Origin of the sequence: Psychromonas sp. Urea-02u-13, from assembly GCF_002835995.1 — a bacterium.
Classification (GTDB): domain Bacteria; phylum Pseudomonadota; class Gammaproteobacteria; order Enterobacterales; family Psychromonadaceae; genus Psychromonas.
This window is the reverse complement of sequence record NZ_PJBZ01000076.1, coordinates 1-13,496: the sequence shown is the minus strand read 5'-3', so window position 1 is coordinate 13,496 and position 13,496 is coordinate 1. Positions and strand designations below refer to the sequence as shown.

The following is a 13,496-nucleotide window of genomic DNA, read 5'->3' as shown; positions in this document are numbered from 1 at the left end:
GCTTTAAATGGCGACGACCTGAGTCGTTACAATAAAAGCTAGCCGCCGATGCGATAATTCGGCGCTTCTTTTGTTATAGCTACATCATGCACGTGGCTTTCGCCCATACCGGCACTTGTAATCTTCACAAACATCGCTTTAGTATTCATCTCTTTGATTGTTGCACAACCCGTTAGACCCATAGAAGAACGCACGCCGCCCATCTGCTGGTGAATGATCTCTTTAACTTTACCTTTATAAGCAACACGACCTTCAATACCTTCAGGTACTAATTTGTCAGCTGCATTATCAGATTGGAAGTAACGATCAGATGAACCTTGAGACATAGCGCCTAACGATCCCATACCGCGGTATGATTTGTATGAACGACCTTGGTGGAAAATTATTTCACCAGGAGACTCTTCTGTACCAGCAAACATACTACCCATCATGACACATGATGCGCCAGCAGCGAGTGCTTTAGCGATGTCACCAGAGAAACGAATACCGCCATCAGCGATAACTGGAATACCCGTACCTTCAAGCGCTTCAACAGCGTCTGAAATAGCAGTAATTTGTGGAACACCAACACCTGTCACGATACGTGTAGTACAGATAGAACCAGGGCCGATACCGACTTTAACCGCGCTACAACCAACAGCAACTAATGCTTTAGCACCTTCGCCAGTCGCCACATTACCACCAATGATTTGTAGATCAGGGTAGCTTGCACGTGTTGCTTTAATTCTGTCTAAAACACCTTGAGAGTGACCGTGAGAAGAATCAATTAATAATACATCAACGCCCGCTTCAACTAATGCGTCAATACGCGTTTCGTTACCAGCACTTGCGCCAACAGCAGCACCTACACGTAAACGACCTAATTCGTCTTTACATGCATTCGGCTTACGTTCAGCTTTACGGAAGTCTTTAACCGTGATCATGCCTTTAAGTTTAAAGTTATCATCAGTTAATAATACTTTTTCGATACGTTTCGAATGCATTAATGCTTCGACTTCGTCACGAGGAGTATTTGGTTTTGCAGTTACTAGGTCAGCTTTTACTGTCATAACCGCAGAAACAGGTTTTGCTAAGTCAGTTTCAAACAAAACATCACGACCAGTAATAATACCCACTAGTTCGCCAGAGGCTTCAACAACAGGGTAACCCGCAAAGCCATTCTTTTCAGTCAGCTCTTTGATCTCTAGTAATGTTGTATCAGGAGAAACAGTAACAGGAGATGCTACTACACCACTTTCGTGGATTTTAACTAAACGAACTTGCTCAGCTTGCACTTCAATTGACATGTTTTTATGAATAAAACCAATGCCGCCTTCTTGTGCTAGTGCTATTGCAAAACGCGCTTCCGTTACCGTATCCATTGCAGCAGAAACTACTGGAATATTCAGTTGGATAGTTTGTGTAAGTTGCGTTGTTAAGTCCGCAGTGTTTGGTAGTACAGTCGAATGAGCTGGTACTAATAATACATCATCAAATGTTAATGCATCTTTGGCAATTCGTAGCATTTTGCAATATCTCACTTATAGTTGGGAGGATTGTTCATACCTATATAATGGGTATGATATTGCGAATGGATTTTAATCGTTTTGTGACATAAGTACAATTAAAAAATCGTTTATTATGTATTCTTTTTAACGGAAAGTGGGAGGGGTTTGTAATTAACAAGTTTAAAAACAATTAACCACGAAGGCACGAAGAAAAAACAAAGTAAAACCGGCACCTTTGAGGTCATCTATTTACACCTGTTTTCATTGCACTTCATGGCGGTGTTTTAAAATCACCTGTGTACTTCGTGGTCATGCTTTTTAATTATCTGCTTCTCCATCTTTCTATGCGTGTTTGGTGGTGAAGCTTTTTATTTATCTGTTTCTTCGTATCCTCTGTGTGCTTCGTGGTAATGCTTTTGAATACCTGTTTCTCGGTACCCTCTACGTACTTCGTAGTGATGCTTTTTCTCCTATAATATAAATGTTAATATCCCCACTCAATTTCCTGCTAGTGAATATCAAATGAACACTCAAAACAGTAACATTTATAGTGTGAGTAGCCTTAATCGTGCGGCTAAATCTCTTTTAGAAACCGGTTTGGGTGTGGTGTGGCTATCAGGGGAAATCTCAAATTTAACCATTGCTGTTTCTGGGCATTGGTATTTCACCCTCAAAGATCACAGCGCCTCGGTAAAATGTGCCATGTTTAAAGGTAATAACCGCCGAGCAGGTTTTATCCCAAAACACGGACAACAAGTATTAGTGCGCGGGAAATTAAGCCTTTATGAAGCACGTGGCGATTACCAGTTAATAGCAGAAAGCATGCAACCAGAGGGTGACGGTTTATTAAAGCAGCAATTTGACCAACTAAAATGTCAGTTAGCGGCTGAAGGTTTATTCTCAGAACAATATAAAAAGCCATTACCACAGATTATCAAACGTATCGGTATTATCACTTCTTCTACCGGCGCTGCCCTGCACGATATTTTAAGTGTATTAAAACGACGCGATCCACGTTTACAAGTGATTATCTACCCGAGCCAAGTACAAGGCGCAGGCAGTGCAGAGTCTGTTGCGTCTCAAATTCAATTAGCGAATGCACGTAATGAATGTGATTTACTCATTGTCGGCCGTGGCGGCGGTTCATTAGAAGATTTATGGTGCTTTAATGAAGCTGTCGTTGCCCATGCTATTTTTAATAGTCAGTTACCTATTATCAGTGCGGTTGGCCATGAAATAGATGTGACAATAAGCGATTTTGTTGCCGATGTTCGCGCAGCAACCCCTTCTGCAGCAGCAGAGCTCGTGAGTCAAAACAAAGCCTTTGTAAGCACACAGCTAGAAACGTTATTAACACGCTTGAAAGCAGCAATGAATTCAAACCTTCAACGCACTCAACATCAACAGGCGTTATTAACACAACAATTATTAAAACAAGATCCAAAACATAAATTACAACAACAAACACTGATTGCAGATGAACTCAGTTTGCGCCTGCAACATGCAATGAACGCAATATTAAACCGTAAACAGCAAAGAGAAAACTATCTGCAAGCCAGTCTGATGCAACATAGTCCAGAGCAAACCATCAACCTTGAATTACAAAAACAATCTCAATTATTAGCGCGTTTAAAAAATGGTATGCAAAACAAGTTAAAAGAGAGCGAAGTTGACCTACAAAATTGCATTAGCCAACTTAATACCGTTAGCCCACTAGCAACGCTGGCACGTGGTTATGCGATTGTAAAAGATGAAAAAGGAAAAGTGACTACGGATGCGAGTTTATTGAGTGCAGGTGATGTGGTTGATGTACGATTAGATAAAGGGACGTTTAAAGCGAAGGTTATTTAGATAGCTTTCAGTTATTAGCTATCAGCCATCAGAGTGAAATACTAATCTGACGGCTGACAGCTTAAAACTGACAGCGCGTTTTATTCAAAAGTCTGCATTCTATAAATAATCCTGTCATTACCGCGGAATAAACCAAACTCCACATAACCTGAGATACAATCTTTTAAACTGCCCGTTTCACCCGGGCAGACAACAGCATTGCCACTGTCGAGTAACCACGGGGCATACAAACTAGCACTAGCGAGATCTTTAAGGCGAATAAAGTAGTCTAACTTGCCACGGCTATTGGGAGCTGAAAAATTAAAGTAGTTTTTACCAGAGCTTAGTACAATAGGAAAAGTTGTAATGGTCGTCTTATCAGCAACACCACCAGATATATCCACCTTGGCTACTTGAGCCTCAATAACGTCAGTGCAACTATCCCGATCAAAAGGCACAAACTGCGTACCATCAAAATAGGTTGCCTCAATAGTAGTACGGATCGGTTGAAGTTCACTACCGTGTCCATTGCCTGCCTGCAGACGCCCGTGGAAAACATCATCTAAATCGCCTAATAAACATTGATCAGTAAAAGCAGGAGAAAATGTATTACAGGAAGTGGCACTATCGACTTTAACTTGTTCGCCATCTCCCCCAGATAACTTAATAAAATATTCTATAGCGCGCGTTGTTCCACCTTCAAATGGCCCCTGTGGTGTTGTTCTATCTCGATCAACACCAATAGTAGCAGGGTGAGCAACAGCAGGGTCTAGTGAAAGTGCTACGGAAAATTCACCACTCTTCCAATCACTTTTTTGATAATAATTAGGTGGGGTATTATCCTGCAAGATAACAAAACTATTACTAAAATCATCACGCGCAAATTGTTCAAAACTTCCAGCAACAGGGTAACCTAAACTATCATCATAATTTTTTGTTACTTGTGTCGCGCCTTGCGGATGAGCCATCAAGATATATTTAAGACCAATCGCTTCTTCACCTAAGTAACTAAAATCAGCATTACAACTTGGCATTGCCATAAAGCTATTTTCTTTGTAGGAAATATAATCAGGATAAAAGCGTTTAGTTACTTTAATGTCTGAAGGGGTAATATCATTGCCGATTATATCAAGGTAGTTACTGCTGAGCGCCTGTAAGCCCAACGTACCAACTTCATCGTAGGCTAAATCAGAATATTTAAATCTCCCGTTTATCATTTCTACTTCAAACGGTAATGCACCAGGGTCAGGGTTATTATTATCATAATAAAGATTACCCAGTACACCTGCACTTGGAAATATTAATGAGCTAGCTAGATTAATGGTATTTGTAAAACTCGGAGCGGTAACCTTTACATTATCTCCGCGCCTTCTTCCGCAGTTTTTCTCAACACCAGAAGAGACAGTACAGTCAATAATTGCTTTGACCGTAACATTAAAGGTATCAACCACTAAAGGATTAGTATAATCAGGAATACTTGCACGAACCCAAGCACCAGCAGCAACCTCCCTATTGCGATCAACCCTACGAGAGTTCCTCGCTGCCGAGCCAACAACTAACTTTAGCGGGTTAACGACTGTTATTATCTCACCAGTAATATCCTCAATATCAGGGTCTTTAAGGTGAATATTTATTCTACCCGCATCAGGGTAATTAGCATCGATTGTAGCAACACCAGCAGAAAAAGAGATGGGTAACTCAACAGCATCAACCTCCGTTCGTCCAATGGCAATAGTATTCACATCAACATCTTTTTTTGTATTAAATTCCGACCAAAAAGCAATTTTATCAGGATTATAGTTAATACAAGCCTGACTTTCGTCAGCCTTGTATGCTGTTAATGTCAGTGGGAATTCACGATTTGCTGTATTGATGCATTGACCTGCAATTGGGTTATTACACGTTTGAGATATTTTAATCATTGACGATTGAAAATTAATATTTTTCGGAACAGCTGCCAATGCTCCTTGCGACATAGATATAGAAACCTCGGAAACAGCTGTAACAGATAACAGTAACCCTATTTCACCATTCTCACTACCGTTAAACGTATAAGTTGCTACACCATCATTGGCAAGCTTATTATCTAATCGAGTATTATCCGTAGCCATACTCCAATCGCCAATTCCATTATTATTAACATCAGTAACCGCTAGATCTACGGTGCCTATAAAGTCAGTATCAATAGAGGAATCATTTTTTAATACTTGTAAGGTAACAGAGTGAGGTTCACAGGTTAGTGCATTAGGTTGGGTTGTGATAACAAACTGATTTGTTTCTTCTGGTATTGGACATACTGCTTGATTGTTTACTGTGCTACTACCGATTATGAGTAAATCCTTCGAAGCGACTCTACCATTAATTATTGTATTTCCCTGTAACACAATATTATCAGAATAAACAGACGCATTTATTTCAGAGTCGCTGTTAAGTGTTAAATTTTTATTTACGATAAAATGAAAATCACTAGGGTTACTTAGTATATTTAACTCACCGTTGAATGCTTCTTCAACGAAGAAATAAACCTTCGCACCATTGGCTACTTGGATATATCCTCCTGACGCAGAAGAGAGCTTCCTTACCGCATAAACTCCTGACTCTAAATATAACGATGCATTATTAACAATTTCAATTTCATCTATTTGATATTGGTTATTTAAATAATCAACCTGTTCCAAAAAAACAATAGAGCCCTGTTGCACCTTTAGTTTTCCAAAGATAGTGCCCTCATATCTGCCATTACTAATGTCATCGTTAGCGGCACCAAGTGTTACATGTGTAACATTACCATTCCAAGATGGAGGCTCTGCAGTAATATTTTTTCCTACAATACGAGGAATTTCAAAATCAGATAACTTTTCTGACTCTGTGCCCGTCACCCTACATATACCAGCACTACAATTATTCGCATTAGTTCCACCAGCCAAGGTTTCAAAATCAAATGAGCTGGTCGAGTCAATTATTCGAGCTTGCGAGCCCCATATTGTAAGAGTTCCTTCATCATGGCTCTGTACAGCATCTCTGAAAATGTCATTGCACACTTCACCGATTAATTCATCTACAGGTAACTCTATCTGAGGAGGAGGTATTTTTTCCCCTTCATTACATGTGCCCTCTCTGATCCTAATGTTCCCAGTATTGTGTAATGTAATTGTCCCTTCACTATAAACAAAGCCAGTCACAGTCACTTTTTTACCTATGTAAACATCCCCGGTTGCATAAATACTGCCATAAAAAATAGTATGACGGTTCACATTATATTGATTTATTCTTACATTACCAAAAACATAAATAGAATCATATTGATTATATCCTCCGTCTATAGTTACATTCCCATGAACAATATCAAAACCACTCAAATCAGGAGCAGGATCACACGCTTCATCATTTAATAGAGGTTCTCCTATTGCCATAAAGCTTGAGGTAATGCATAGAAAGAAGAACATTGAACTTAGAAATAACTTCATAAACTTACCGCCTCAACAGTAATTTGACGACGGGTAACGGTTTGTGCATTTTTACATACCGCAGTGCTAACAATTTTATAACGAGTAGGTAGGCTTGAAGAAGTTGATGGCATTAACGTTTGGCATTGATAATCGGCAGTGCAACCGTGAAAGCCAGCATCATTTCCTAAGGGAACTGAAATATTGGTACCTAAAGGAACTGAAATATCGGTACAGTTGGTTGCATTAGCAGCAGAGCTATTTAAAGGAAACAGATCCACCAATGCAATTTCACTAGCCGAATAAGCACTCAAATAAGCACGTGCAGCATACACTTCATAACTAGTGCCTTTTGCGCTATCACGTTGTAGCGACACTAATGCAGCGCCGAGTAGCGAAACAATAATAATCACGAAGATAGCCAATACAATTGCACTGCCTTGCTGCTTTTTAGGAGAAGTCACTTTATGGGACATTGTTAACATGCAATGTTTGTTCAATTGGCACCTCCTGCCCGTCGAAATTTAGCATATAGGTCACTTTGGCCAAACCATTACGTTGTAATGTCGGCTTAGCAACATCAAACTCTCCCTCAATATCATTTGCCATAATACTCCCCGTCGTATTGCAACTGTCAGCTAATACTAATTCAAAGCGCTCATTACTATTATTATAATGAAAATAATAACTTTTTGAGGTATTGATAATATATAAACGTTTGCTGGGAGACCCCAATGAAAAACTCACATCATCATCACTGAAGTTTATTTGTTCAGCAGCAATTCCATCGATAGCATGTACTTTATCACCAACGAGTTCACTAGAGTCTAATAAATAGACCACCGCTTTATTACCGGCGGTATGTGCATAGTTATCAATGTTAGTTATCGTTGCAGTTGATGCTTCCATAGGGAAAATAGGAAGGTCATAGCTATATAAACTGCTATATAAAACCGGTGTAAAGGTGAGGCAACGATTAGCTTCAGAAACCACGAGACTATTAGGCAATGCATTTAACATATCACGACGCAACCGTTCCATGACAAAACGGGTACTATTAAGCGCTTTATCACGTTCGCTAATATCAGTGTATATACTCACACCTGTTGATATATAGGTACTGGTTGCAATGCCTATCGCCGACAACACAATAATTACTATGACCAGTTCAATTAAAGTAAAACCTTTATGGTTAACCCTCATTAATAGTTTCCTTTTAATGCGCTAAAACGAATCTCTTCGTTACTGGGGGTTTTAATAATCACAGCCACTTTTTTGTTATTATTAGCAAGTACTTCTACTGCCTCAATTTTAACCGCATAGTTATTATATTGGCTTGCTAAGTTACTGCCCAATACATCACCATAATTTACCGCGGGTACAAAACCTGTGGTAATAAAATCGTCTACATCATTAAAGTTTTGATGTTCACCGGCAACTTCACCAGTATCAGTATCAATGCCTAGAGAGGCTGAACACGTTTGAACTGCGTTACTAGGTTGCCAAACTTCACCGCAACGATATAAACCACCATTATGATCCGATTTATCATCATAAGCGCGCGACAAAACATCTTGCATAATGCTTTGCCCAAGTTGTGAAGCACGCAAACGATATAGAGGCTCTAAGGCATCTTTGCTTTGTGAAATAAGCATGGTATTCATGATCATCATCGCAATCGCCAACACGACTATGCCAACCACCAATTCAACTAAAGTAAAACCGCGATTATTCATGGATAAAACCCTCCGATTCAATTGAAACAGAAAGATTATTATCACCGTTGATTGGGATCACAACAGTGCTCTCACCATTGAAAAAGATAGGAATAGGAAAACTACCCGAAGCTAATTTTCCTTGTGGTCCAAAACGGTATCGGGCTTCACCAATCATGTTTGATGGAAAAGCAACTCGTCCGTAGTCGTTATAGCTATCATCACTGCACACATTTTTTCTATCTGGAGGGAGATTACAGCTAGCACCATTTTTAGTCGTATGATCTTGATAAAAACAACTGCTTTTGACCACGACCCAATAGCAAGCATTCTTATTTGCACCATTAGTCGGATCAGCATTCATACCTTGTAACTGCACTAAACGTAATCGCGCAATTAATTGGTCACGCACAGTGTAATCTTCAAAACCAGAGCGACTGGAAAATTTAGGAACAGCTGTAGCCGCCAATACACCTAATACAATGATTACAATCACTAATTCAATCAGCGTAAAACCTTTTTGTGTAGCTTGCTGATATTGACAGCCTTTTAGCAGCATAAAGAGTCCAGTGCAGAAAATAGAGGAGTTAAAAAAATTAATTATAGTTGCTGTTGTCAGGTTAACAAAGCATAAACAGATGATTAACCTGTAAATATTAGGAAAAAAAAAGATAAAAAAATACCCACATAAAGCGGGTATTTAGAATAATTAGCTGTTATTGATTAACAACCGTCATTAACGACAATAGTTGGACGAGCTCCAGATACGCCAAGTGTATATGCCACATCACATGTTCCTGGTGCGTGGGTTGTTGTTGCAGATGAGGCATAGATATAAAAAGGAGTACCGGTAGTAGTTGCCCAGTCAGCACTATTTAAATCAACCATTTTCATAATACCTGCAGCGTCAGCAGTTGGATATCCCGCTGCAATAGTCACAGTTTCACCATTGACATCAATACTAGAGCCAGTTTTTTCTTTACCTTCAATGGCGGCTTTAGAGTAAGCTAAAGTAGCACCGCCTTCTAATGCAGATTTAACACCTTTCAGTGTAGACTCACGAGCATCACCTTGCAGGTCAACAAATTTAGGCACTGCAACCACAGCTAAAATACCTAAAATTATAATAACAATGACTAACTCAATTAATGTAAAACCATTTTGCTTTTTCATAACGTACCTTAAATATTAAAGAATGATAATTCTAACCTCAGAAACAATAAAAATACAGAAGGCTTTATTGTTTTTTAAACAAAAAAATCTCGCTATTAAAGCGGGATTTTTACATTGAATATTTCTATCTAAACAAACTAACAACCATCATTAACTGCAATAGTCGGTCTGGCAGGAGATGTTCCTAATTTATAAGATACATCGCATACACCTTTAGTAGTGCGAACCGCTCCGGAAGTGAAAATATAAAAAGTACTTCCATTTAAATCACTACCCCAGTCTCCTGTGCTTAAATCAACCATTGTCATGATACCCGCTGAGCTTGCATCAGGATAACCATATGTGATCGCAACATCCCCATCAATATTAATCGTTGTGCTAGGATTTTTTTCTACACCACCGATAGCTGCTTTTGAGTAAGCTAGCGTAGCCCCTTCTTCTAATGCAGCTTTAACTCCCTGTAAAGAAGACTCTCGAGCATCACCTTGTAAATCAACAAGCTTTGGCACTGCCGTTGCCGCTAAAATACCTAAAATGATAATAACGATCACTAATTCAATTAATGTAAAACCATTTTTCTTGTTCATAAAACGCCTTAAAATTTAAAATGAAAAATTCCATGCATCGCATTATTCAATGCGATGCATGGAACAATATAGAGTTAACTATTAACAACTCGTCGCGACGACTGAAATTTCAGGTCGACTAGTAGTATCCGTTGGAGGGTCATAAAATGTATGACAAGTCGCTTGAGAAGAAGATGAACCAGCACCATAAATTCTCACTCCAGTTCCACTAACGGCAGATGCCCAATCGTCACTGCTTAATTCAATTACATCAAATATACCGACTATCGTTGGATAACCAAATTTAGTTTCTACACCACTTTTTGTATCTTGAGCAGTTGAACTCTTCTCAATACCTTGAATAGCAGCTTGAGAATAAGTCAATGTAGCACCACCTTCTAATGCAGCTTTAACTCCTTTCAAAGCAGACTCGCGTGCATCGCCTTGTAAGTCTACAAATTTAGGCACGGCAGTCGCGGCTAAAATACCTAGAATAATGATTACAATAACTAATTCAATTAACGTAAAACCACTTTGTTTTTTAGAAATCATCTAAAACTCCAACTTTGAAGTAAAACATAAAACCTCCAACTAACTTAGAGGTTTACTTTAAGATATAACAATACTTTTAAATAAAATTAACAGCCTGTTATTGTTGCTACTATCTTAGGGCGAGATCCTGTGCTGGTAGGCTCAGTATAAATAACCTGGCAATCAGCAGTTGCTGTAGCGCCTGATGCGATAACAGAGGTAATCGTTGTCGTATTTGTACTAGTATTGTGCGTAACAGTCCAATCATCTACACTTAAATCAATTGAAGCTTCAGTCCCAGTTAGAGAAGCATCAGGGTAACCAAAAACAACGCTAACATTGCTACTTGTAATTATTCCACTAGAAGCTTTTTCAATACCTTGAATTGCAGCTTGAGAATAAGTTAGTGTTGCACCGCCTTCTAACGCCGCTTTCACTCCTTTTAATGCAGAACCACGTGCATCACCTTGCAGGTTAACAAATTTTGGCACAGCAGTCGCCGCTAAGATACCTAAAATGATAATAACGATAACTAATTCAATTAATGTAAAACCTGCTTGCTTTTTCATAGTGTAAAACCTTCTTTTGCTTATTTACCTGTTTAATACAGGTTTATGTTTAAAAATCAATAATACTTAATAGTGCTTAATAATACTTATATAGTAACTAAGCAAACCATATACCAAGTTTAGAATGTTGCGAATTAAATCATTATTAAAAATAGCTAAAAATTTCAAATTGCGATCTAAATGATACATCGTATAAATTATAAGCATGATATCACAAGTAGTGTCAAAATCAAACAAAGGTGATTTGCATCGCATTAATTTACGTTTTGTTACGTTAAACAAGCGATTAGCTTTCTCATACTTGGTTACTCATTAAGCAGATTGACAAATCAATCTTCTATTAACCATGAAACGTTTTAATCTTTATGACTCACACATCAAAATACTGCTGAATTTATTCTTTTAAAAAGCCCTTCTATGGCTTAGATAGACCGTCAAATTATTGCCTAAAGCCCATTAAATAGGTAATCTGCGGGTCCGCTTTTGCAAATGCATAAGCACAACATGGATAAACCAATAATCAGTTGGTTTTTACAAAGGAAGATTTATGAAACGAGAACAATGGGGATCACGCGCAGGGTTTATTCTTGCAGCTGTTGGTTCAGCAATTGGATTAGGGAACATTTGGCGTTTCCCTTATATGGCATATGAAAATGGCGGTGGCGCATTTTTCATTCCTTACCTATTTGCAATGTTAACTGCAGGTATTCCATTTATGATCATGGAATTTGGTATGGGTCATAAATACCGCGGTGCAGCACCCCGTGTATTTGCTCGCTTAAACAGTAAATTCGAATGGCTAGGTTGGTTCCAAGTCATGCTAGCAGCCATTATCGCCGTTTATTATGTGGCAGTGATTGGTTGGGCTATTTCTTACTTTAATATGTCATTTACACAAAGCTGGGGCACAGACACAAATGCCTTCTTCTTTGGTGAGTTCCTGCAATTAGGCAGTGATAATGGCCCAAGTCAATTAGGCTCAATACAGTGGCATATTGCGATTCCAATGGCGATTGCATGGGCAATTACATTTGGCGCTATTTTTACCGGTGTAAAAGGCGGCATTGAACGCGCAAGTAAAATCATGATGCCTTTATTGTTTGTTATGGTACTGGCGCTGATCGGACGTATGATCATGCTACCGGGTGCTTTAGACGGATTGAACTATCTGTTCGAACCTGATTTTAGCAAGATAACAGATCCTAAAGTTTGGTCTGCCGCTTACGGACAAATATTCTTCACGTTAAGTGTTGGTTTTGCCATTATGTTGGCTTACTCAAGCTACTTACCTAAAAAATCTGACGTGACAAATAACGCGTTTATGACGGTACTGATTAACTGTGGTTTCTCAATCGTGGCGGGTATCCTGATTTTTGCTATCTTAGGTAATATGGCGCACGAACAAGCGAAACCATTAACTGAAGTCGTTACATCGGGTGTGGGTCTTGCATTTGTTACGATTCCTTCAGCAATTAACTTATTACCTGCGCCTTATATTTTAGGTCCGGTATTTTTCTTTGCGTTGGTGATTGCTGGTCTTAGCTCGCATATCTCTATTATTGAAGCGGTGACTTCTGCCTTTATTGATAAGTTAAACCTATCTCGTAAAGTCGCTGCCTCACTGGTATGTGGTATTGGTTTTGTTGTATCAATGGCCTTTGCGACTAATGGTGGTTTGTTATTACTTGATCTGGTTGATTACTTCATGAATAACATCGCTTTATTAGCGAGTTGTATTATTGAACTGATCATTATGGGTTGGATTATTAAACTGTCTGATATCCATAAACATGTCAATAACGTATCAGAATTTACTATTGGTAACTGGTTTGAAATCTGCTTACGCTTTATCAGCCCGTTATTCTTATTGGTTATTTTAGCAACTAACATCTACACAACAATTACTGAAGGTTACGGCGGTTACTCGCAATCAGACTTGATGTTATTAGGTTGGGGACTTGTTGCTGCTATGTTTATTGCTGCGATTGCGATTAACGCTGCAAGCAAGAAAACCATTTCACAGGAGAGCTAAGATGACAACTGGTGCAATTATTATGATGGTATTGGGTTTAGGTATTACTTGGGGAGGCGCAGCCTTCTGCATTCGCAAAGCGATGAAGAGTGATGCTAGCAGTACTGCTAACGGTGATGCTGAATAAGCATCACTAACTAATAGATG

The 13,496-nt window shown here is 38.9% G+C and carries 13 protein-coding genes; 3 read left to right on the top strand and 10 right to left on the bottom strand.

The window, feature by feature from the left end:
* Positions 1-38: 38 nt before the first annotated feature.
* Positions 39-1,505 (bottom strand): IMP dehydrogenase, encoded by a 1,467-nt coding sequence (gene guaB, locus CXF74_RS15130; RefSeq protein WP_101083370.1) that lies wholly within the window; start codon positions 1,503-1,505, stop codon positions 39-41.
* Between the two features lie 504 nt (positions 1,506-2,009).
* On the opposite strand from guaB, the gene xseA reads away from it, so the two are divergent.
* Complete coding sequence (gene xseA, locus CXF74_RS15125) at positions 2,010-3,338, top strand: exodeoxyribonuclease VII large subunit (RefSeq protein ID WP_101083369.1); 1,329 nt, start codon at positions 2,010-2,012, stop codon at positions 3,336-3,338.
* A gap of 80 nt (positions 3,339-3,418) precedes the next feature.
* Here the strand turns inward: xseA and CXF74_RS15120 are convergent, their stop codons facing one another.
* From CXF74_RS15120 to CXF74_RS15080, 9 genes are all read right to left on the bottom strand, one after another.
* Positions 3,419-6,784 carry a DUF6701 domain-containing protein gene (locus CXF74_RS15120; protein ID WP_101083368.1) on the bottom strand — a complete coding sequence of 1,122 codons (3,366 nt, stop codon included), beginning with the start codon at positions 6,782-6,784 and terminating at the stop codon, positions 3,419-3,421.
* Positions 6,781-7,248, bottom strand: a complete 468-nt coding sequence (locus CXF74_RS15115; protein ID WP_157822421.1) for a hypothetical protein — start codon at positions 7,246-7,248, stop codon at positions 6,781-6,783. Before CXF74_RS15115 ends, CXF74_RS15120 begins: the two co-directional genes overlap by 4 nt.
* Positions 7,229-7,966, bottom strand: a complete 738-nt coding sequence (locus CXF74_RS15110; protein WP_101083366.1) for a type II secretion system protein — start codon at positions 7,964-7,966, stop codon at positions 7,229-7,231. The genes CXF74_RS15115 and CXF74_RS15110 overlap by 20 nt, the downstream gene beginning before the upstream one ends.
* A complete protein-coding gene (locus CXF74_RS15105) occupies positions 7,966-8,499 on the bottom strand; it encodes a prepilin-type N-terminal cleavage/methylation domain-containing protein (protein WP_101083365.1) in 534 nt (177 codons plus the stop codon). The genes CXF74_RS15110 and CXF74_RS15105 overlap by 1 nt, the downstream gene beginning before the upstream one ends.
* Positions 8,492-9,037, bottom strand: coding sequence for a type II secretion system protein (locus CXF74_RS22910; RefSeq protein WP_101083364.1), 546 nt, complete (start codon positions 9,035-9,037; stop codon positions 8,492-8,494). Before CXF74_RS22910 ends, CXF74_RS15105 begins: the two co-directional genes overlap by 8 nt.
* A 164-nt stretch (positions 9,038-9,201) precedes the next feature.
* Complete coding sequence (locus tag CXF74_RS22905; protein WP_101083363.1) at positions 9,202-9,651, bottom strand: prepilin-type N-terminal cleavage/methylation domain-containing protein; 450 nt, start codon at positions 9,649-9,651, stop codon at positions 9,202-9,204.
* Between the two features lie 137 nt (positions 9,652-9,788).
* On the bottom strand, positions 9,789-10,238 hold the full coding sequence (locus tag CXF74_RS22900; protein WP_101083362.1) for a prepilin-type N-terminal cleavage/methylation domain-containing protein: 450 nt from the start codon (positions 10,236-10,238) through the stop codon (positions 9,789-9,791).
* An 81-nt stretch (positions 10,239-10,319) separates the two neighbouring features.
* Positions 10,320-10,769: a prepilin-type N-terminal cleavage/methylation domain-containing protein gene (locus CXF74_RS22895; protein WP_101083361.1), complete on the bottom strand. Its 450-nt coding sequence runs from the start codon at positions 10,767-10,769 to the stop codon at positions 10,320-10,322.
* 86 nt (positions 10,770-10,855) lie between these two features.
* Positions 10,856-11,317 carry a prepilin-type N-terminal cleavage/methylation domain-containing protein gene (locus tag CXF74_RS15080; RefSeq protein ID WP_101083360.1) on the bottom strand — a complete coding sequence of 154 codons (462 nt, stop codon included), beginning with the start codon at positions 11,315-11,317 and terminating at the stop codon, positions 10,856-10,858.
* Positions 11,318-11,864: 547 nt separating this feature from the next.
* Here CXF74_RS15080 and CXF74_RS15075 point away from each other — a divergent pair.
* Positions 11,865-13,349 carry a sodium-dependent transporter gene (locus tag CXF74_RS15075; protein ID WP_101083359.1) on the top strand — a complete coding sequence of 495 codons (1,485 nt, stop codon included), beginning with the start codon at positions 11,865-11,867 and terminating at the stop codon, positions 13,347-13,349.
* A gap of 1 nt (position 13,350) precedes the next feature.
* Entirely contained in the window at positions 13,351-13,476 is a 126-nt protein-coding gene (locus tag CXF74_RS15070) for a MetS family NSS transporter small subunit (protein WP_101083358.1), read from the top strand.
* Positions 13,477-13,496: the final 20 nt, after the last annotated feature.